We start from the raw sequence: 21622 nt of genomic DNA on the forward strand, positions 1-21622 counted from the left end.
CGGTGCTGCTCGACGGAGAGCGGGCACGGCTGCTCGACCAGGGGAAGGGCGCCCCCCTGCCGGCCGGCCCGTCGAGGGCCGGCCTCCCGGAACTGTTCGCCGCCCGGGTGGCGTCGTCCCCGGACACGGTGGCGGTCAGGCAGGGTGAAAGCGCCCTGACCTACGGAGAGTTGGACGGACTCTCCGGTTCCCTGGCGCGGTGCCTGACGGGCCTGGGCGTCACTGCCGAGGACGGTGTCGGTGTGCTGGTCGGCCGCTCGGCCGCAGTGGTGACGGCCTCGCTCGCCGCAGTCCGGGCCGGCGGCGCGTACGTACCGCTGGACGCCCGCTGGCCGGCCGCGAGACTGCGCCGGATATCCGCCTCGGCGGGGCTGCGCGCCCTCGTCGTCGGGGCGGACCTCGCCGGCCATCCCTGGGTGGCGGAAGCCCGCGGCTCGCTCCCGGTCGTCGTGGTCGACACCGACGGCCGGGTCATCGACGGCGCACCCGCCGAGCCGGGCACGCTTCCCGGCCTCCCCGGTGGCGCGCGGCTGGCGTACGTGATGTTCACCTCCGGCTCCACCGGCACCCCCAAGGCCATCGGTGTCACGCACGCCGACGTGGCGGCACTCGCCGCCGATGCCATGTGGCGCGGCGCGGCCGACGCGGTCCTCCTGCACTCCGCCTACGTCTTCGACGCCTCGACCTGCGAGATCTGGGTCCCGCTGCTCAACGGCGGAACGGTCGTCGTCGCCCCTGACGGCCCGCTCGAACCGCATCGCCTCGGCCGCCTACTGGCAGCCGAGAAGATCACCGCCCTCTTCCTGACCACCGCCCTGTTCAACATCGTCGCCGACACCGACCCCCACCTGTTCGCGACGGTACGCCTGGTGGCGACCGGCGGTGAGGCGGCGGCAGCCGGCGTCCTGCAACGCGCGGCGACCGCCTGCCCCCGGACGTCGTTCGTCAACGCCTACGGGCCGACCGAGACGACGACGTTCGCGACCCGGTACGAGGTGCCGTCGCGGCCGATCGCGGAACACCGGGTTCCGCCCATCGGCAGGCCGCTGGACGGCATGTGGTGCTACGTCCTCGACGCCCGGCTGCGGCCGGTGCCTGCGGGCGTGGTGGGCGAGCTGTACCTCGCCGGACCGGGGGTGGCCCGCGGGTACGTGGGCCGACCCGACCTGACGGCCACGCGTTTCGTGGCTGATCCGTTCGATCCGTCGGGTGGGCGGATGTACCGTACCGGCGATCTCGTCCGGTGGGACGCGGACGGTCGGCTCGTCTACCTCTCCCGCGCCGACGATCAGGTCAAACTCCGCGGCCACCGCATCGAACCCGGCGAGATCGAAGCCGCGCTCACCGCCCTGCCGACGGTGACGGCCGCCTGCGTCGTCGTCCGCGAAGACGCCCCTGGCGACCGGCGGCTGGTGGCCTATGCCGTGGCGGCGGACGGCGCGACGACCTCCGCGGAGGCACTGGCCGAGCAGCTGGGCCGGACGCTGCCCGGGTACCTGGTCCCGTCGGCGTTCGTCGTGCTGGACGCACTGCCGCTGACCCCGAACGGAAAGCTCGACCGACGGGCACTGCCGGCGCCCCGGCACGCCGCGGACACCGACGGGCGCGGCCCGCGCACCGTGCGGGAAGAACTGCTCGCCGATCTGTTCGCCGACGTGCTCGGCATCGGCCGCGTCCCCGTCGACGAGAGCTTCTTCTCGCTCGGCGGACACTCCCTGCTGGCCACCCGCCTGGTCAGCCGTATTCGCACCGCACTCGGCGTCGAACTCGAAGTACGCACGCTCTTCGAGCGCCCCACCGTCACGCAACTGGCCGCGGCCCTCGACGGCGCGGGCGCGGCCCGGGACGCCATCGTGCCCGCGCAGCGCCCGGCGAGACTTCCGCTGTCCTTCGCGCAGCAGCGGCTGTGGTTCCTGGGCCGGCTGGACGGGCCCGGCGCCACCTACAACATCCCCATGGTGCTGCGCCTCGACGGTCCGCTCGACGTCGATGCGCTCAGTGCCGCGCTGGGCGACGTCGTCGAGCGACATGAGGCGCTGCGCACCGTCTTCCCCCAGCACGACGGCGAGCCCGAACAGATGGTCCTCGGCCCGGCGCAGGCGCAGCTCGCCCTGACCGTCGACGATGTCGAGGAGCCCGACCTGCCCGGCCGGATCTCGGCGGCGGTGACCGAGCCGATCGACGTGGAAGCCGAAGTACCGCTGCGGGTAAGCCTGTTGCGGTTGGGCGTGGAGAGCCATGTGGTGGTTCTGGCGTTGCATCACATCGCTGGCGACGGCTGGTCGTTGGCGCCGTTGGGCCGGGACCTGGGTGCTGCCTATCGGGCGCGGGTCGCGGGCAGGGCTCCTGACTGGTCGCCGTTGCCGGTGCAGTACGCGGATTACACCCTGTGGCAGCGGCGCATGCTCGGGGAGGAGTCCGACCCCGGGAGCCTGACGTCACGCCAACTGGCCTTCTGGCGCCAGGCCCTGGCCGGTGTCCCGGAGGCGCTGGTGCTGCCGTGGGACCGTCCGCGGCCGGCCGTGACGGACCACAGGGGCGAGGCGCACTTCTTCAGCCTGGACCAGGACACGCACCGGGGGCTCGTGGAGTTGGCGCGGTCGTGCGGGTGCACGTTGTTCATGGTGATGCAGGCGGCGGTGTCGGTGTTGTTGTCGCGGCATGGTGCGGGTGATGATGTCCCGCTCGGTACGGCGGTGGCGGGTCGGAGCGATGAGGCTCTGGACGACTTGGTGGGGTTCTTCGTCAACACGCTCGTGTTGCGGACGGATCTGTCGGGGGATCCCACCTTCCGTGAACTGCTCAACCGTGTGCGGGAGTTCGATCTGGCGGCGTTTGCGCATCAGGATGTGCCGTTCGAGCGGTTGGTGGAGGCGCTCAATCCGGTGCGTTCGCAGGATCGTCATCCGCTCTTCCAGGTCATGTTGGTGTTGCAGAACCAGGCGGCGGCCGGCGTTGAGCTGCCGGGGGTCACGGTGAGCGGTCAGCCGGTGCACACGGGCATCAGCAAGTTCGACCTGACGTTCAGCTTCACCGAGACGCGGGACGCGGCGGGTGGTGCCGCGGGCATCGAGGGCCATCTGGAGTACTCCACCGAGCTGTTCGAGGCCGAGACGGTGCACCGGCTCGCCCGCAGGCTCCGCCGCCTGCTGTCCGCGGTCGTGGCCGACGCCGACCTGCCCGTCCGCGGCTATGACCTGCTCACCGCCGAGGAGCGGTCGCGGATCCTGGAGGAGTGGGGCCGTGGACCCGCCGCGTCCCTGACGGCCCCGACGGTGCCGGAGCTCTTCGGGGAGTGGGTGACCCGTACCCCCGATGCCCAGGCCGTACGCGACGCCACGGGCACCCTGACCTACGCGCAGCTCAACGCCCGTGCCAACGACCTCGCCCGGCACCTGTCCGCACAGGGCATCGGCCCCGAGGACCTGGTGGCCCTCGCGCTGCCCCGCTCGGCCGACATGATCGTCGCGATACTGGCGGTCCTGAAAACAGGAGCGGCCTACCTGCCGGTCGACCCCGCATACCCGCCCGCCCGCATCACCTTCATGCTCGACGACGCCGCGCCGGCCTTCCTGATCACCACCACGGCCCTGCGCACCGGACTGCCCACCACCGCCCGCTGCCTGGCACTCGACGACACCGCCGCCTGGTCCACCGGCCACACCGCGGACCCGCGCACCGGCCCCCTGCCCGCCCACCCCGCCTACGTCATCTACACCTCCGGCTCCACCGGCCGGCCCAAGGGCGTCGTCGTCACCCACCAGGGCGTCGGCGCGATGGTCCGTACGCAGGCGGAAAGGCTCGGCCTCACCTCCACCAGCCGGGTGCTGCAGATGGCGTCGTCCAGTTTCGACGCGGCGTTCTGGGACATCTGCATGGGACTGCTGACCGGTGCCTGCCTGGAGGTCGCCGACCCGGCACACCTGGTGCCGGGGCCCCCGCTCGCCGCCCTCCTCGCGGAACGCGGCATCACCCACCTGACCCTCCCTCCCGCCGCCCTGGCGGTCATGCCGCAGGACGAGGGCATACCAGGCGGTACCACCCTGGTGCTCGCCGGGGAGGCGTGCACGCCGGCGCTGGTCGCCCGGTGGGCCCGCGGCCGGCGGCTGGTCAACGCCTACGGGCCCACCGAGACCACGGTCTGCGCGACCATGAGCGACGTGCAGGAGGCGGCCGGCCCGAAGGCGCCGACCCACCGCGTACCGATCGGCGTCCCGGTGCGCAACGCACGGGTGTATGTGCTCGACGCCGCACTGGAGTTGGTGCCGCCGGGCGTGATCGGAGAACTGTACGTGGCCGGCGACGGACTGGGCCGCGGCTACCTCCACCGTCCGGGTCTGACCGCTGCCCGGTTCGTCGCCGACCCGTTCAGCCGCACCGGCGGACGCATGTACCGCACGGGCGACCTCGTCCGCTGGAACGACCGGGGCGAACTCGAATACGTCTCCCGCTCCGACGACCAGGTCAAGCTACGGGGCTTCCGCATCGAACTCGGGGAGATCGAGGCGGCGTTGGCCGCGGTGCCCGGGATCAGTGCCGCCTGCGCCGTCGTCCGCGAGGACCGGCCCGGTGACCGGCGGCTGGTGGCCTACGCCGTTCCCGCCGACGGGCAGCGGGAGCCGGCGATCGCCCGGATGCGCCAGGCACTCTTCTCACAACTGCCCGAGTACATGGTGCCGTCCACGTTCGTCGCGCTCGACACCCTGCCGCTCACCCCGAACGGAAAGATCGACCGTCGGGGACTGCCCGCCCCCGGCCCCTCCACCAGCACAGGCACCGGACGCGCCCCGGACACCGAGCAGGAGAAGCTGCTGTGCGCGGTGTTCGCCGACGTCCTCGGCGTACCTGATGTCGGTCTCGACGACGACTTCTTCGAGGCCGGCGGACACTCCCTGCTCGCGGTCAAGCTGGCCCGCCGCATCGAGGACAGGTTCGGCGTACGACTGTCGATGCGTGCCCTCTTCGCCGCAGCCACCCCGGACGGTGTACGGCGCCTCCTGGACGAGCCGGCCGGCGGTTCCGGAAACGCGACCAGCCCCGATCCGCGCCAGGACGTGCGCCTGGCGCCGGACATCACCCCGGCGACCGGGCCCGCGCCGAGTGAACCCCCGGCCGCGCGCCGCCCGTTGCTGACCGGCGCCTCGGGCTTCCTCGGAGCGTTCCTCCTGCGCGATCTGCTGGAATCGACGGGCGGTCCGGTGGACTGCCTGGTGCGGGCACGCGACACCGCCGAGGGAGCGCGCAGGCTGCGGTCCGGCCTGCAGCGGTACGGGTTGTGGAAGGAGCACTACGGCGAGCTGATCCGTCCACTGCCGGGCGACCTGGGCGCGCCGGGCCTGGGCCTGTCCGACACGGAGCACAAGGCACTACGGAAGCGGGTCGGCGCCGTCTACCACAACGGCGCCAGGGTCAACTTCGCCGCCCCGTACACCGAACTCCGCGCTGCCAACGTAACGGGCACCGAGGAACTCCTCCGCATCGCCGCAGCATCGGAAGCGACCGGCATGCACTACGTCTCGACCACCGGCGTGTACCCACCGCACACGTCCGCCCGCGGCCCCCTCACGGAAGCGTCCGCCATCGGCCCCGTGCACGAACTGCCCGACGGCTACTCGCAGAGCAAGTGGGTCGCCGAGGAGATCGTACATATCGCGCAGAGCCGCGGAATCCCGGTGACCGTCTACCGACCCGCACGCATCTCGGGCGCCTCGGGCACGGGCGCCTGCCAGGACCGCGACCTGCTGTGGCAGTACATCAAGGGATGCCTCCAGGCACAGGCGGTACCCGAAGGAGCCGACGAGTCGACCGACTGGATACCGGTGGACTACGTGAGCGCGGCAGTCGTGGCCCTGGCGAGCAACCGGCAAGCGACGCGGAACCCGGCCGGCCGGGAACGGACAGCCTTCCATCTCACCCACCCCGCGCCGCCCATGCTCTCGCAGGTGTTCCAGGTAGCCGCCACGATGGGCTACACGGTGCAGCCGGTACCACTCGACCACTGGCGCAAGCTGGTGGCCGACCAGCCGGACAACGCCGCCCAGCTCTTCCTCGGCGGCACCGGCCGGCAGGGGACGGCCGGCGAAGCGGAGGGCCGGGCCCGCCGCACGCGTCGGACCTTCGACTCCTCCCTCACCCACGGAGCGGCCGCGGCATCGGGGGTCCACCTCCCGTCCATGACCGACGAGACCGTGCGGGCCTACCTGACGTTCTTCGCCGGCACGGGATTCCTCCCCGCGCCCGCGCTCGACCGTTGAACCGGCCCGGCACATCCGCTCGGCACCGGCGACGCACACGCTGGAGGTAGGTTCGTGACCTGCCCCTCGACCTGCGCCCCAGCAGGTCGAGGGGCAGGTCACGATGCCTTGTCGTGCCTGTCGTGCCTTGTCATGCCGTGAGGGCGATGAGGCGATACAGCGGGTCCGGCCGCGGCGCGTCCTGGTCCGGCAGCGCGGAGAGCCGTCGGCTGACCTCCGCCACCTGGCCCGGGTCGGCGTGGGTACACCAGGGGATGCGGCCTGCCTCGATGGCCTTGCGCCATCTTCTGGGGCTGCGGCCTTGACCGGTGCCTGGGAACACGGTCTCGTCGACGAGTCCCAGCCCGTGCTCGGCCGCCAGGTCGAGTATCCGGGAGAGGCGATCAGGCACACGCAGCGCATACCGGCGTCGCAGCTCCGCCGTGATCCGGGCGACGTCGCTGTCCTCCACGAAGTACGCATCGTCCTTGTCCGCGGTAGTGATCAGCACGCCGCCGGGCCGCAGCACTCTGGCCGCCTCGGCCAGCACCGCGGCGGGGTCCGGCACAAGATGCAGCAGCCAGACCATCACCACGGCGTCCACACCCTCCGACGCGACAGGAAGCCGCATGGCATCGCCGCACAGCACGCCTCCGGGCACCCGCCGTGCGGCCAGGCCGAGCATCCCGGGCGAGCGATCGACGCCCAGAACCCTGCGCTCCGGCCGCAGCAGCCTGCCGGTCACGATTCCCGTGCCGCACGCGATGTCCAGGAGCGTGCAGGCGCCTTGGGGCAACAACTGCTCCAAGGCGTCCGCCGCAGCCTGCGCTCGTGGTTCGCCGCCGCGGGAAGCGTCGTATTCCCGGGCCTCGCCGTCGTAGTCGATCACCTGTCACCCTGTCCGTGCGCCACGCAGCGCACCCTCCGTGAGCATGTTCAGGACATCGTTCGAGGCCGAACCGTGAAAAACAAGCCCGGAGACTGTCGTCAAGGTCCAAGCGGTGCGCCGCTTTTGCCGATCCCGGCGACGCCGCGCACGGTGATTCCTGGCCGCAACACAGACACGGGGCCGAACCGAGCGCGGCAGCGGCGGGGCCGAGGGTTCCTGCAGTGTACGTGTCCGGTTGCAGGAAAAACCCGCTGGGCAAGGGGCGTTCATCCCCGCGGTCAGCGTGGGTGGTTGTGCCTCCGGTGGCCACGTCCTCCCCATGCCTGGCGGGCGGTGCTTACGGGGACGGGCGAGCGGCCGGGCGGTGCCGATGCGGAGGCCGACCGGGCACTGGACATGGCGATGCACGAACGCCATGACCTGGTGAGCGCGAGGCTGGGGGAGCAGCCCGTGCTACGGGAGGTGACCCCAGCGGCCGACGAGCAGGCACAGGCAGCCGGGACGGAAGAGGCCGCCGTGCCCAGTGACCCTGTCCACCGCCACCCTCGCACCGGGAACACCGCACTTCAGTCCTCCTGCCGTGTTCCGGCCGCATCCCGTGTGGGGTCCACACGCTCCAGCTTGGTCCAGCCGGTCCAGCCTCGCTTCTTTAGCAGGTGGATCAGTCGACGGGCCGGCGGCGCGGTGTCGAAGGCCAGGGTGTCCATCAGCTTGGCGAACGATGGCTCGATGTCGGCATCGTCGACGTAGTACTCGCCTTGCTCATCGGCCAACTGTATGATGTAGGCGGCTAGTTCGTCGGCCAGCTCGACCAGCTGTGGATCGTCTTCGGTGTGATCGAGTGCCTGCCCCAGGGTGAGATAGAAGTTGATGAGCTGCGGGTCGGCGATCTGCTCCCGCTTACGCGCCATCCACTCCGGGACTCGCTCGGGTGAGTGCGCGGCCAGCAGGATCCAGCCGTCGCGTTCGACCCGAACGATCCGCTCGTCGACCCCGAGTGCCCGCAGTCGGTCGAGAAACCCGACCACATCCAAGGGCAGCGCCAGGCCGTCCCCGGAGGCGAGGCGGGCGATCCCCTCGCGATGCCGCTGCCGTTCCCGGATCTCCGCCCGCAACCGCTGGTCGATGTCTGTGACGACCACGGCGAACTCCTGCTCGTCGGCCTGCAGCAGCTCCCGCACGCGCGCCAGCGGGACGCCGGCCCCGGCGAGGGTCCGGATCTTGATCAACTCGACCACGGCGCCGGCATCGTACCTCCGATAGCCGGAGCGGTCCCGCTCCGGCTCCGGCAGCAGACCCTTGGCGTGATAGTGCCGCACCGCGCGCACCGTCACTCCGGCGTACGACGCCAGCTCGCCGATTGTCAGCATCGAACCAGTCTCCCAGGAGTTGTTTACGAAGTCGGCCTGCCGACAGGACGGTGCGCGCTCCGGATGATCCGGGCGATTTCCGGGGCGTGGGTGAAGACCAGCCGGTGATCGGCGTCGAGCCAGGATGTGGAGACGTGCGGCCGCTCGCGGACGAGCCGTTCGACTCCGTCACGCCAGAGCTGGTTGTGTCGCGGTGCACGCCCTTCGGTGCTGTCGCCGGCGATCGAGGTCGACATGATCATGCTGATCGGGTGGTCGATCTTCCGGTACTGGTTGAGGATTCCGGAACGAAGCACGTCGAGTTCGAGATTCAGATCGAGTATGTCCTGTGCCGTGAGCGACACTTCAGGCGTGGTGTCCGTGGTCCACTCGGCCTCTTGCCGCGCCGCCTGCTCCTCCCACATGCTGCGGAACTCCGCCAGGTCAGCCTCGGTGATGAACGGTTCGGGCACCGGGTTCGCGCCGTCGATGAGAACAAGTTCGGCTACGGTGTCAGGGTGCCCGGAGGCATAGTGCACGGCCAGGTCCGCGCCGAGCGAGTAGCCCACGAGCAGGGGTGCCTCGGGCAGGTCGAGTCGTCCCAACTCCGCCATCACCGAGGTGAGATCGCCGAGGAACGCCTCGAAGGAGTACCGGTCGGCGGCCGAGGCGAGGCCATGGCCTCTGAGGTCGAAGGTCACGACGTCGTAGTCGCGCCGCAGCAGCTCGGTCAGCTCGCGCAGATCGGCCTGTGTCGAGCTCAGCCCAGGGCACAGGACCAGCGGTCGTCCCTGGCCGCCGCGGGACACCGGGATCGTCACGCCATCGTGGTGGACCGCGAAGTGCCGCATCGTCCTGTCGTCTCTCCCGATCCGCCCCGCGCCGTTGCCCGGCGGCATGTCGGCGCTTGTCCGCTGGCGCAGTCGCTGGTCGACTCCGGCGACCACCTCATGCTCGCCGTACGCCTTGTGGAGTCCCGCGACCTCGCTCGCACTGGTTCTCGTAGTCATGCCCACCATGCTGAGAGGTTGCCCCTGCGTCAGGGGCAACCTCCGCGGCGAGCGATCTCGGCACACCTGCCGCCGCCGACCTCGGACCGCTGCGGCCGGCCTCAGCTGTCACCATGGCGCAACCCCTGACAGCCGTGCTGCCGTACGGCGGCCGGTGCGCCTCGCAGTTGTGGACAGCGCAACCTGAACTTCCATCCGGGCGAGTGGTGCTCCCAGGCAGTAGTGGATGCCGTGGCCGACGCCACCCGACTCCTCCCCACCAACACCTCCAACGCCTTTGCTGGGACCTCTCATTCGGGTTGGCCGGGGCTGCTGCCCACGAGACACTCGATGAGCTGGGCGAGCTGCCCGGCGAAGTGCTCGACCAGCTCCGGTGAGCTTCCGTCGGCGCCGAACAGCCCGCGCGCCAGTTGGGGGTAGATCGCTAGCGCATTCGCCGCACTCATTTCGATGAGCAGCAGCGCTGCCGGGTCGAACCGGTCGTCAAGCTCGCCGGCCAGCTGACGCTTGCGGATCAGCTCCACTTCGTGTTGCAGCCGGGCGTTGCGTTCGGTCGCCTCTTCGTCGTCCTCCCCGGTGTCGGCGAGGCCCTCCCAGGCGAGGAGGCGCCCGCCGAGACGGGGGTCGACGCTCGCCCGCACATAGTGCTTGATCATCTCGGCGTGGTCCATGTCGTCGGGGACCGCCTGGGCCTCGTAAGCCCGCCACCGCCGGCCGATCTCACGGTAGAGGCCCTCCTTGCCGTTGAAGTAGTACGTGATGAGCTGCTGGTTCACACCGGCGCGCGCGGCGATCTCGGACACCCGGGCGCCGGCGAAGCCCTTGGCGGAGAACACCTCGGTCGCGGCGTCGAGGATCAACGCCTTGGTGCGCTCGGGATCGCGTTGCCGCTCGTGCGCCGCCGGCGCCCGCCGCGTCGACCGCCGTGCGTTGGTGCCGCTCTTCTCACTGGTCATGGCCAGGATTCTGCCATCCAGCCGAGCAGCATAATCAACCATCTGGTTGACAAGTTCATTCAGGTGATTGATCCTCCTCGGTATGAATCAGCAGAAGACTCAGGTACTCGTCGTCGGAGGCGCCCTCACCGGGCTGAGCGCCGCCGTCTTCCTCGCCAGCAAGGACGTCCGGGTGACGGTGGTGGAGCGCCACCCCGACCTGCTCTTACACCCGAGGCTGCGCGGCATCACACCGCGGACCGTCGAGGTCTTCCGCCAGGTCGGACTCGGTCCGGCGATCAGTCAGGAGAGCTTCCGCGGCGGCGACGACGTCTTCGTGCCGCTGCGGGGGAACACGCTCGCAGACGAGTACGAACCAGTTGAGGAAGCCAACCACGTAGAGTCCGTCGACCCCCGCACCTACAGCCCATCGGCCTACGCGGGGATCGACCAGGACCGGCTCGAACTCCTGCTGCGCGACCGCGCCCGCGAACTCGGCGCCGACATCCGGTACTTGACCGAGGTGACCGCCCTCGACCAGGACATCGACGGAGTCACGGTGACCGTCCGGGACCGCGCCGGCGGCGGCGAGGGAACGATCCGCGCGGACTACGTCATCGCGGCCGACGGGACGAACAGCCGGATCCGCACGTGGCTGGGGATCGAAACGGACGGGCCGGGAGTGCTGTTCGACACGATCACCGCAATCGTCGACGCGAACCTTTCGGCCGCCGTACGCGGCCGAAACATTGGCATCGCCTACCTGCAAAAACCACGCCCGTTCAGCTCGATGATGCCGCACGACGACTCGGGCACGCGATGGCTGTTCAGCACCGGATACGACCCGCGTCGCGAGTCGGTGGAGGACTTCACCCCCGAACGCGTAGCGGAGATGGTGCGGGACGCGTCCGGACTGGACGAGATCGACGTCTCGTTGCGGCCCCAAATCCCCGGCACCGACGTCACCGTGCTCGGCTTCCCGATCGGCGCCCACGTCGCACGGTCCTACCACTCGGGCCGAGTGTTCCTGGCCGGGGACGCCGCGCGCATCCAACCTCCCACGGGCGGGTTCGGCGGGAGCACCGGGATCCAGGACGCCCACAACCTGGCCTGGAAACTCGCCGCCGTCCTTAACGGGTGGGCCGGCCCCGGCTTGCTCGACACCTACGACGCCGAGCGGCGCCCCTACGGACGGCTCGCCATGCAGCAGGCGTTCGCCCGTTTCGGCGACAGGATGGCCGGCGGTGCGGAGGTGGAGCTGCTCGACTACTCGGCGGTGACGATGGGCTTCCGGTACGCCTCGGCGGCCGTGCCTGGCAACCACGAGACCGCACCGATCCCCGCCGTCGAGCTGCTCGCTCAACCGGGCACGCGGGCACCACACCACCCGACCGCGGACGGCGGCTCCCTCCTCGACCTGTACGGCGAGACCTTCGTCCTCCTGGCCGGCCACCACGGCCAGCTGTGGGCCAAAACCGCCAACGACCTTGGCACCGCGATGGGGGTGGAAGTCCACCCGTACGTCCTCGGCGCAGACATCGACACCGAGGACGGTGAGAAGGCGCACGGCATCGGCGCCCACGGCGCGGTACTCGTCCGCCCGGACGGCTTCGTCGCCTGGCGCAGCCAATCCACCGCGAAGGACCCGGCCGCGGTACTTGCCGAGGTCCTCCGCACGGTCCTCGCCAGGCAGAGCTGACCACGGCAAGCACGCCGCGGCGGGAAGCAGCCCCGTAGCCCCGGTCCCACCTGCGCAGCTGGCTCCGCCAGGGAGGTGTCGCGTCACCGCATCGCCGGCCAAGGCATCGAGTCCTCCACACGACTGGGCCGCCACCGCCGGGTGGTCGAGAGAACCGTGTCCTGCCGGCCGGCTGGCCGCCGACGCCGGTACCTCTGCCACGAGCACCATGCCGAACACGCCCTCGCCTTCATCGGCATGGCCCCGGCCGCTATCGGCTACCGCCGACTCGCCAACTCAAGCGGCATCTGAACACGTACTCAATCCCGGACATCGACTGAAGGCTTGATCGCACCCACGGCGCCGTCCCGCCCGCCGCGTCAGCTGCGTCCTGGCGGCGACGCGGCGCGGTGAGCGTAGTCGCGGGAGGAGACGATCCGCCCGTCGCGGACGCGGATCACGAAGACACATGCGATCTCGATCGGTTCCTCTGTCGCCACCACCCGGCCACGGTAGGCGAACTCGGCAATGATCACCTCGGGGTCGGCGGTCTCGTGGACCAGCACGTCCTCTGCCCGCATGTCGAGTTCACGGGTGAGGACCCGGCTGAAGTGTTCCCGCAGCTCGTCGCGGCCGCGCAGCAACCGCTCTGGTGAGCCCACTGGAGCAAACGGGTGCTCCACGACGGCGTCCTCGGCGTACAGCTCGGGCAGCTTGGTGAACTCGCGGTGGGTGACTCCGTGGATCAGTCGCTCGAACACAGAGCGCGGTGAGGTCAGCTCGGGCATGCACGCACCCTACTGGGCCGGTCATCGCCGAACCATGCCGGCCCGGCATCCTCGGACGCGCGGGGCTACGACTCCGGGCCACCCAGCGCGCGGGATGGCAATCCGGCACTGCGCTTGTCTTGCCAGGGTGCTTGCTGACCAGGGCTGAAGGGCCCCGCCCCACTGCAACCTTGGCCGAACACCACGCGGAGAGCCGGGTGGTGTCGCTGCCCGCGGAACTCGGCGAACCACCTGGCAGGCTCCGGTCCACCAGGGCTGAGAACGATGGCTGAGGGGAGGCCCGTTCAGGCTCCTCCGCGACTTGGGAACCACAGCCGAGCCGGGGAAGAGTCCCTCAACTGGTGGGAGACGCAGGGAGAATGCCTGCCGGGCGTCCTATCGAGGTTTTTCCATCGGACCGCCAAGCGACGCCAGCGATACGCGAACGACCTGGGTGCCGAACGCACCTTGGTGGCCTTCAGCTGGGCCTCGACGGAGCCGAGGGCGACAAGGATCCGGTCGCGTGGATACCGCCTGCCCAGTATGTCGCCTGCCCCTACGCCACCGATGGGGTCGCCGCCGAAATCCGCCGTGAACTCACCGCCGACCGTGCGGAGAAGCACGCGCTGAGCAAGATCGCGCCCGGGTGCCGGGACGCGACGGTCCGTTCCTCAACGGCAAGGCAGCCGGCGGAGGTTCTCCGGTTCCTGTGTGCGCCGTTCCTCGTACGGTCGGGGTCGTGCGCGCGGTCAGAGATCGAGCAGCTCCGCGAGGGTGCCGCCCAGGACGCGATCGCGCAGTGCACCTGGCCTGGTCACGCGTTCGACGGTGGCGCGGGCGAGAGCCGGGTCACCATAGGGCGCGTCCGAACCGAACAGTGTGCGGTCGGGCACCTCCTCGATGGCCAGTCGCACCGCGAAGATGATGTTCGCCGTCGACAGTTCCAGGTACAGGTTCGGGGTGTCCCGGGCCAACTCGATTGCCGTCAGCCAGTGCAGTCCGCCGAGTTGGCTGATCACCAGGGGGACGGTCGGGTGACGGCGCGCGAGACCGGCCAGAGTCGCCACGTCTCCCGCCGTGGTGGGCGCGAAACCGTGCACGACAACGGGTAGTCCACCGTGATCGGCGGCCGCCCGCAGAACCGGCTCGATCCGACCGGCATCGTCCGGGGGCGGGGTCAGCTCACCGATGCCCCGAAAGCCCCGGCCGACGATCTCCCGCTCGACTTCCGCCGCGATCTGCTGGGTCGGCAAGTCCAGGTGTACCTTGCCGAAGCCAATGAAACGATCGGGGTATGCCGCACACGCCGAGTCCAGTTCCTGCCACGCGGCCTGGTAGCTGTCCGGACCGCTGGGCCGTCCACTGACCGTCTCGGCCAGCACGCTCATCTCGCGCCGGAACGAGGCCAGATCGGTGGCTCGCTCGGGATGCGCCCGGGTGCCGAAAAGCACCGCGCGATCGACTCCTGCCTCGTCCAGCAGTGCGATGTGGCGGTGCACGGGATCGTGGACATGGCTGTGCGCGTCGATGATCAACGGATTCTCCTGTTCAGGACCGGTGACGGCGGCGGACTGCCGCCGCCGGCCCCATTGTTGAAGGTTGACACCATGGCAAGGTCAAGCTCCGTGGAGAAGCGATGCTGATTGGGCAGTTGGCCAAGAGAACCGAGACGAGTGAGCGCCTGCTCCGGTACTACGAACGCGTCGGCCTTCTCGCCTCAAGCCGTCAGGCCAACGGATACCGCGATGACGACGATGCCGCCGAGCAGACGGTCGGACAGATTCGCGCCCTGCTGGCGGCCGGGCTGTCCACCAACCTGATCCGGCAGGTGCTGCCCTGCGCCTTCGCGGACGGCTCGCCGTGTCCGTGTCCGGGAGTGCTGGACAAGCTCCGCGCCCAGCTCGCCCAACTCGACCGGCGTGCGGAGGGGTTGGCTCAATCCTGTCAGACCCTGCAACGGGCCATCGCAACGGCCGAACACGCCGAGTAGCCGCCCGGTTCGGCGTCATGTGTCCGCTGGGCTCGCCGAACAAGTAGGGGGCGATCCCGCGCAGTTAGGTGCCTCGTATCTCGAAGCCCAGCCGGCGCAGGACCTTCCCAGCGCAAGACCTTCCCTTCGCCGTCGCCTTTCCGATGGGAGAGACCGGAGGCGAGGACGAATCCTTCGACGCTCTGCACCTTGGAGGAGAGCACGGCGATGGGGCATCCGCATCCATCGACCGTGACCACGTACCGCCTCCGCCGCGCACGCTCAGCCGGTGGTGGCACAGGCCAACAGCAAGCATCCGACCGCTGTCTCCATCCCACCCCAACACCCTCCGACAGGGTTAAAGAAGCAGGTTAAAAGTAAGGGTAAGTGTTGCTACTGTGGGGGTGGAGGTGCGGAGAATGGCGAGTGAGGAAGAGCTGTTCGCAAACATCGATGCCCTGCTGGAGGAGGAGCCGCAGCTCCCGCCCCCGGTGGAGCGCGCCCGACTGCGGGAGGCTGCCGGCATCACCCAGGCTCGTCTTGCGCAGGCTCTGAAGACCACGACGCAGTCGGTCAAGAACTACGAGAACGGGCGCTCCGAGCCGAAGTCGCCGCGTCTGGAGGCATACCAGCGGCTCCTGAGCGGCTGGGCGGCGAAGTATCCGGCCCACGGCGCCCCCGCGGCTCCGTCCGCCCCGGACCCGGCGCCGCGGGTCCCGCAGAGGGTCTCCGGCCCAGCCGTCGTTCCTGAACCTGTGGCCACGGCCGTGCCGCCGGCTGCCGCTGCCCAAGCCGCCCCGGCAGCACAGCGCCCCGCCGGGCGGCCGTCGATGTCGTCGCGCCGCCCGCCGGCGATGCAGGCCGCCGCGCCCGCCGTCGACCCGCGTTTCCCGCACGGTCCGCTCGCCGTGCTGGACGGTGACGGGTCCGCGTACGGCGTGGACGGGATCGTGCTGGACTGCCCCGCGACCACCGTCCCGCAGCTGGTGGAGTGGACGCTGCGCGAGTCCGGTCTCGGTGCGGCGAAGCTGCACCGCAACGGCAAGGACTCCGACCCGCTGATCGTGCTCACCGCCGCTGCGGCCGTGAGACTCGGACTGCCGGAGCGCCTGGAGGGCCACGAGCAGCGCCGCTCGCTGCGCCTGCCCGAGGACCACCCCGCGGTCAAGCAGGTCACCAAGGCGAAGTGGAAGCTCACCCAGCGCGGGTTCGGCCCCTGGGCGCGGATCTACCGCCCCGCCCAGGCCGGGCAGCGGCAGTGTGTGCAGCTCGCGATCCTGTCCTGGGACGCCCTCGATGCCCGCTCCTGGCCGGGAGTTGCCCAGATGCCCCCGGCTGACATCGCCCGCGTCCTGGGCGTGTACGCCCAGCGGGTCATCACCCCGCGCGGCTCCACCGCGGTGTCCGGACTGGAGCTGATGACGGCGCTGCGCCCGGCGACCCGGGCCGTGCAGGACCGGGCGACGGGCAACTGGGTTTCCGGCCACAACCCCGGCTCGCTGGGCACGGACCCGATGGACCCGGCACCGCCGGAGGCCACTCCCGAGCACCCCGTGGTCGTCGGCTCCGGCTGGACGGGTGGCTTCCTGGACGAGGAGGCGTACCAGTGGGTGCGCGACGTCAAGCTGCTGACCGATGAGGAGTGCCTGCTGCCCTTCGCGGTCGGCCTGGACCTCAACACCGCCTTCCTCGCGGCCGCAGCCCGCCTCACCGTCGGCCTGTCCGGCCCCGACCACTTCCACCACCCTCAGTTCAACCCGAAGATCCCCGGCTCCTGGCTGGTCGACTTGAGCCATGTCGAGCTGGACCCCCGCCTCCCGTCACCGTTCACCCCGTCCGGAAATCCCCCGGAAGGTCCGGCGTGGTACCAGACGCACACCATCGCCTACGCCCAGGAACTCGGCTACAACGTCGCCCCGATCGAGGCGTACCTGCGCCGCGAGACCGGCGCGTATCTGGACCCGTGGCACGACCGGCTCAAGACCGCCTACGTCGACACCCTCGCCGACCTGGGCGTCACCAAGGACCTCACGGACGCGGAGTTCCTGGCGGCAATGGAGAGGCACAAGAACGCCGACCCGGCCCTGGCCGCGGTGCTGGCCGCCATCAAGGCCACGGTCAAGGGCGGCGTCGGCAAGCTGCGCGAGCGTCCGCAGGGCCGCCACTACAAGCAGGGCGAGCGGTGGCCGGCCCTGGAACGCCCGACCTGGCGCCCCGACATCCGCGCCGCAGTCATCAGCAAGGCGCGGGTCAACATGCACCGCAAGCTGCTGAACATGGCGAAGATGACGGGCCTGTTCCCGCTGGCGGTGCTGTCCGACTGCGTCGTCTACCCGAGCCCCGGCCCCTCGCCGCTGGATTTCCTGCCGTACGCGGCCTCCGGCAAGCCTCAGCCCGGCGCCTTCCGGCTGGGGCCCACACCGGGCCTCGCGAAGCTGGAGGGTGTCCAGCCGATGTACTGGGCGGTCGAGCTGATGGAAAAGGGTCTCAACCCCGCCCGCCACATCAAGGGCGGCGACGCCGTCGTGGACGAAGGCGAGTAGGCCGTGGCCAGGGACACCGGCTGCACGATGTCGTCGCGGGAGGCCGGCGTGGAGCTGGAGCGGACGCTGGACCGCCTGGAGGCGCGTAGGGAAGTCCTGCCGTACGCCCTGCGCGCCCGGCGCAGGGCACCTCGGTTCGAGCTGTGGCGGCACGACCTTCGCGAGACGCGCGACACCGGGTTCCGATTCGTCGACCTCGACGGTCAGGACCCCACCCCCGAAGGGAGCTGAGCCGTGGGCGAGATCGAGGACGCCATCGAGCGGGCCGACCGGGAAGCGTTCACCCGGGAGCCGCCCAAGACCCTCAAGGGCCAGATCAACTACCTGGTGAAGCAACTCAAGACGACCAGGGCCGTCGCCCAGGAGCTCGGAGTCACCCAACGCTCTGTGGAGCGCTACCGCACGGGCGAGCGCAAGCACCCGCCCAGGGACATCGCCGCGAAGATCGACGCTGCGGTGCGGTCCCGCTGGCAGCCCCAGGTCCGTAAGCGCCGTCGCAAGCAGGCCGCCACGACCACCGGCATCACGGTGGAGACGCGGGCCCGCTTCGGCTACACCGCGCCGATCGGCACCACCGACGACGGCCGCTTCCGCAGGCTGACCGTCCACCTGCCCGCCTCGTACGCACAGCGCCTGTTCGACGCCCGCGACGAGGGCGTCAGCGACCAGCAGATGCGCGACATCATCGCCGAAGGATTCAAAGAGACCTATTTCCAGGACGGCGGAGCCCGCGCGATGGGACTCTCGGACGTTGCCATCAACGATATCGATTACCTCGACCTGGACTTCTGAAAAGCCGTCCGTCATCGACTTCGCCAACCGCGCGTGACGGAGCCCGTTACTTGGCCGCTGGCGCTCCAACTGGCCACGGGGGAGCAGGACATGTGGCCGACAGACGAAGTCGGCCTACTTGTCGGAGGGGTCGGAAGGGTCGGAGGGGGCAGGTCTGTCCCGCTGACCGGCAAGCCGACCGAGGGGACGCATGCAGACCGACTCCAAGAACCACGACTGGTGGATCGACCCCCGGGAGTACGCGCGGCAAGAGGAGCGGCGCGGCAGGCGGCACGCGTACGAGCGCCTGGATGCGGCGCGCACCGCGCTGGTCGTGATCGACATGGTGCCGTTCTTCGCCGAGGCGAATCCGTACGTCCGCGGCATCGTGCCCAACATCGGCCGTATCGCTGAGGCGCTGCGCACAGCGGACGGCCTCGTCACCTGGGTGCTGCCGGCGAACGAGGCGCCGCTCGGGAGCGTGAGCAGCGAGTTCTACGGACCGACGGTCAGCGAGGCGTTCGCGGCGACCGGCGGTGAAGGCCGGTTGCGCTCGCGTCTGTGGCACGCCCTCGATGTCCGGCCGGAAGACCTGGTGGTGGAGAAGACCGCGTACAGCGCCTTCTTCCCCGGCCGCTCGCCGCTACCGGAATTGCTGGCACAGCGCGATATCGACACCGTGCTCATCGCGGGCACGCTCACGAACGTCTGCTGCGAGTCCTCGGCCCGGGACGCGGCCACCACGGGCCTGCGCGTGCTGATGGTCGCCGATGCGAACGCGGCCCGGCGTGACCAGGACCACAACGCCACGCTGCACACGATCTACCGGTCATTCGGCGACGTACGGACCACAGACGAGGTGCTCGACCTGATCGGACAGCGCCCGAACTGACGGTGCTGGACCACAAGTTCCGCCGTATTACGTGGCGGCGGCGAGGTCGGACGATGCGGCCCACTGTGGTGAAGAGAGTGCCAAGTGGCGCGCCCAGTCACACCCACACCCACACAGCGCCCTACGTCACCTGTCCCGCCTCGGAGCACGGGGGACAAGGAGCAGCCCTCGTAGCGGATAGCGTGCGGGCAAGCGACGATGACGTGCAGTCGGAGCGCCGATGGGTGCCGCTCTCGCGCACCGAGCCGGGCGCCCTTCTACATCTGCCCGCTCTGGCCAAGGTCGCGGGGGATCTGCAGATCTCTGCTGCCGTGATGAGCGGTCACCGTCCGAAGGGCGCGACTGACGGGCCTGAAGGAGACAGAGCATGCAGTAGGTGTTCTGCCCCAGGCCAATGACGACTCGGAAACGGTTCTGCACGTGGCAGTGGTGCTGAACCTCGCCGACGACCGCCGCTGTCGGTGAAGTGTCGGCGCGCTGTAGGCCGGACAGCACAGAATTGCGTGCATGACCGAGCTTCGCGCAGTATCCGCCGATGGCACGCCCATCACTGCTCTCGACAACGGCACAGGTCCGACGCTGCTCCTCGTTCACGGAGGCGGCGGGGACGCCACGTCCTGGGACGGCGTCATACCGTCGCTGATCGACGACTTCCGCGTGGTCAGGGTCGCCCGTCGCATCTATGTCCCGGGGGCGAGCATCCCGCCGACGTACTCAATGGCCGTTGAGGCGGCGGACGTTCTGGCAATCGCGGAACTCCTCGACCGGCCTGTGCTCCTGGTCGGTCACTCCTCGGGTGGGGTCGCCGCACTGGAAGCCGCCTTGCTGGCCCCCGAGATGTTCGCTGGCCTGTACCTTTACGAACCACCGATGCCCACCAGATCGTTGGTCGGATCGGAGGCGGCTGCTCGCGCCCGCGAGGCCGTGGCCGCAGGAGATCCGCGTGAGGCGATGCGCATCCAACTCCGCGACATTGTCCAAGAACCGGCGGAGCTGGTCGAAATGCTGATCGCGAATCCGAATCCGAATCCGAATGCGCAGGCGGCGTTCGCTTCGAAGGTGGCAGCGCAGGTCGCCGACATCGATGCGCTCGACGCACTCGGGGTCGGCGTCGACCGCTTCAGGCAACTCGATGTGCCGACCACCCTGGTCGAGGGCGACGCGAGCCCAGCGCATCTGCACGAGCGGCTGGCTGACTTGGCGACAACCCTGCCGAAATCGCGGATCGTCACACTCGCAGGCCAAGGACATGCCGCTCACCTCACAGCCCCCGACGTACTGGCGGACACGATCCGCGAGGCTGCCGAGCGGGTGCTTCGCTGACTTCTCGTTGCGCATGACGGTTGCAGCAAAATACGGCGGGATGTCCCACTGACAGCAGTCCGCTCAGCGCAGGCTGGACGGCGCCGAACAGTAGAAGAACTACCGGTACTCGACCGATCACCAGGTCGTCATCGACACCGACCCCCGACTCTGGCACCGGGTACGGGATCTTGTGGGAGCGGGAGCGCCCCTTCTGACGATGGTGTGCGATGCATCCAGGGGAAGGGAATGAGTGGTGAGTTCGTCGTCGGGGACTTCGACGATCCGGCGTCGGTTGACCGGTGCGGCGCCGAACTCCTCTACCGAGTCGACGCCCTCAATGAGTGGACAGGCATCCGACCCTGCGGGGCAGGTAGCTGTCGGGTGAGTTGACGTCCTCGCACGGCCGCGCGTACGACCCGTTCGGGCACGCCGCAGCGAACAGCTTCTGCGGAGCGTTCTCAGGCACCGGCACGTTCAGCGGGGAAGCCCTTTGGGTGAGAGCTGCCGAAAAATGACGAACTGCGGGGCAACGGTGCTCCCTTATTCGCCCTCTGACAGGTTGCGATCGGTGAGCGGAACGGTCGGCTGTGGGCCGAGGAACAGCTTTGTGCCCTGAAGCCTCTTCCCTCTTGCCGAGCACAAGACCATCCGAAGGGGGAGACAGGCGATGGGCGTTGTCAACCGACGTACTGCACGTGCGGCCGTCGTTGCGGCGGTCGGCATATCGGCACTCGGGCTGAGTGCGGTGACGGCTTTTGCGAAGATCAGTTACGACTTCAAGGTGAGCCCGCACGCTGTGAAGGCCGGCGCGCGCGTCCACGTGAAGGGGGATGCCTCGAACGACGATGACCGCTTTCAGAGGTTCTGTGTGCAGCAACGACAGGGCACCGGATCCTGGCGCACGGTGAAGTGCGCTCACGGTGCGGTCTTCGACGGTGGCGCGGTCGACACCTGGGTCCGGGCCGAGCACCGTGGCACGCTGCAGTTCCGCGGCGCGCTTTACGAGACGGGTTGGAACTCGAACAAGCTCCATCTGCAGATGTTCACGCCCACCGAGACCGTCAGGGTGCGTTGACCGAGCTTCGGCGAGAGCGCTCAACTGTCCACGTTGTCCTGCGGGATGTGGTGGGCTCTTCGGCGTGACGGGGCAGTCAGCTTGTTGCATGGGACTGTGGAAGGCGCGTACGAAGGGCGTCCGGGTCGGCGAGAGCCACCCGGTGCGAGGTGGGCGTGCTACCGGCCCCGCGCCGCCGTCGGTAGTGCCCCGTCGGTAGGACCGAC

General features: G+C 69.7%; 16 protein-coding genes. 10 read left to right on the forward strand and 6 right to left on the reverse strand.

The window, feature by feature from the left end:
• Nucleotides 1–6254, forward strand: a 6254-nt coding sequence (locus ACO1BR_RS38370; RefSeq protein WP_426799741.1) for an amino acid adenylation domain-containing protein, incomplete at its 5' end; no start/stop codon positions are given.
• A 130-nt stretch (nucleotides 6255–6384) separates the two neighbouring features.
• Here the strand turns inward: ACO1BR_RS38370 and ACO1BR_RS38375 are convergent.
• The 4 genes from ACO1BR_RS38375 to ACO1BR_RS38390 all read right to left on the reverse strand — a co-directional run bounded on the left by ACO1BR_RS38375 (nucleotide 6385) and on the right by ACO1BR_RS38390 (nucleotide 10437).
• Nucleotides 6385–7122 (reverse strand): class I SAM-dependent methyltransferase, encoded by a 738-nt coding sequence (locus tag ACO1BR_RS38375; RefSeq protein WP_426799742.1) that lies wholly within the window; start codon nucleotides 7120–7122, stop codon nucleotides 6385–6387.
• Nucleotides 7123–7688: 566 nt separating this feature from the next.
• Nucleotides 7689–8492: a MerR family transcriptional regulator gene (locus ACO1BR_RS38380; RefSeq protein ID WP_426799743.1), complete on the reverse strand. Its 804-nt coding sequence runs from the start codon at nucleotides 8490–8492 to the stop codon at nucleotides 7689–7691.
• Nucleotides 8493–8515: 23 nt separating this feature from the next.
• A complete protein-coding gene (locus ACO1BR_RS38385) occupies nucleotides 8516–9481 on the reverse strand; it encodes an alpha/beta fold hydrolase (protein ID WP_426799744.1) in 966 nt (321 codons plus the stop codon).
• A 290-nt stretch (nucleotides 9482–9771) separates the two neighbouring features.
• Nucleotides 9772–10437 carry a TetR/AcrR family transcriptional regulator gene (locus ACO1BR_RS38390; RefSeq protein WP_426799745.1) on the reverse strand — a complete coding sequence of 222 codons (666 nt, stop codon included), beginning with the start codon at nucleotides 10435–10437 and terminating at the stop codon, nucleotides 9772–9774.
• Nucleotides 10438–10519: 82 nt separating this feature from the next.
• Between ACO1BR_RS38390 and ACO1BR_RS38395 the strand changes: the two genes are divergently transcribed.
• Both ACO1BR_RS38395 and ACO1BR_RS38400 read left to right on the forward strand, forming a co-directional pair.
• A complete protein-coding gene (locus ACO1BR_RS38395; protein ID WP_426799746.1) occupies nucleotides 10520–12115 on the forward strand; it encodes an FAD-dependent monooxygenase in 1596 nt (531 codons plus the stop codon).
• Between the two features lie 75 nt (nucleotides 12116–12190).
• A complete protein-coding gene (locus ACO1BR_RS38400; protein WP_426799747.1) occupies nucleotides 12191–12406 on the forward strand; it encodes a hypothetical protein in 216 nt (71 codons plus the stop codon).
• A gap of 68 nt (nucleotides 12407–12474) precedes the next feature.
• Here the strand turns inward: ACO1BR_RS38400 and ACO1BR_RS38405 are convergent, their stop codons facing one another.
• Nucleotides 12475–12882: a nuclear transport factor 2 family protein gene (locus ACO1BR_RS38405; protein ID WP_426799748.1), complete on the reverse strand. Its 408-nt coding sequence runs from the start codon at nucleotides 12880–12882 to the stop codon at nucleotides 12475–12477.
• 728 nt (nucleotides 12883–13610) lie between these two features.
• The gene (locus ACO1BR_RS38410; RefSeq protein ID WP_426799749.1) at nucleotides 13611–14396 is read right to left on the reverse strand and encodes an amidohydrolase family protein; all 786 of its coding nucleotides are present in this window, start codon (nucleotides 14394–14396) and stop codon (nucleotides 13611–13613) included.
• 101 nt (nucleotides 14397–14497) lie between these two features.
• Between ACO1BR_RS38410 and ACO1BR_RS38415 the strand changes: the two genes are divergently transcribed.
• From ACO1BR_RS38415 to ACO1BR_RS38445, 7 genes are all read left to right on the forward strand, one after another.
• Entirely contained in the window at nucleotides 14498–14851 is a 354-nt protein-coding gene (locus tag ACO1BR_RS38415) for a MerR family transcriptional regulator (protein ID WP_426799750.1), read from the forward strand.
• Nucleotides 14852–15249: 398 nt separating this feature from the next.
• On the forward strand, nucleotides 15250–17373 hold the full coding sequence (gene tap, locus ACO1BR_RS38420; protein WP_426799751.1) for a telomere-associated protein Tap: 2124 nt from the start codon (nucleotides 15250–15252) through the stop codon (nucleotides 17371–17373).
• 3 nt (nucleotides 17374–17376) lie between these two features.
• Nucleotides 17377–17604 (forward strand): hypothetical protein, encoded by a 228-nt coding sequence (locus ACO1BR_RS38425; RefSeq protein WP_426799752.1) that lies wholly within the window; start codon nucleotides 17377–17379, stop codon nucleotides 17602–17604.
• A gap of 3 nt (nucleotides 17605–17607) precedes the next feature.
• Nucleotides 17608–18165, forward strand: coding sequence for a telomere-protecting terminal protein Tpg (gene tpg, locus ACO1BR_RS38430; RefSeq protein WP_426799753.1), 558 nt, complete (start codon nucleotides 17608–17610; stop codon nucleotides 18163–18165).
• A 190-nt stretch (nucleotides 18166–18355) separates the two neighbouring features.
• Nucleotides 18356–19036 (forward strand): isochorismatase family protein, encoded by a 681-nt coding sequence (locus tag ACO1BR_RS38435; RefSeq protein WP_426799754.1) that lies wholly within the window; start codon nucleotides 18356–18358, stop codon nucleotides 19034–19036.
• 507 nt (nucleotides 19037–19543) lie between these two features.
• The gene (locus tag ACO1BR_RS38440) at nucleotides 19544–20359 is read left to right on the forward strand and encodes an alpha/beta fold hydrolase (RefSeq protein ID WP_426799755.1); all 816 of its coding nucleotides are present in this window, start codon (nucleotides 19544–19546) and stop codon (nucleotides 20357–20359) included.
• Between the two features lie 649 nt (nucleotides 20360–21008).
• Entirely contained in the window at nucleotides 21009–21416 is a 408-nt protein-coding gene (locus tag ACO1BR_RS38445) for a hypothetical protein (RefSeq protein ID WP_426799756.1), read from the forward strand.
• The last annotated feature ends 206 nt before the right edge of the window (nucleotides 21417–21622 follow it).

It is taken from the genome of Streptomyces sp. YGL11-2 (assembly GCF_050054615.1).
Classification (GTDB): domain Bacteria; phylum Actinomycetota; class Actinomycetes; order Streptomycetales; family Streptomycetaceae; genus Streptomyces.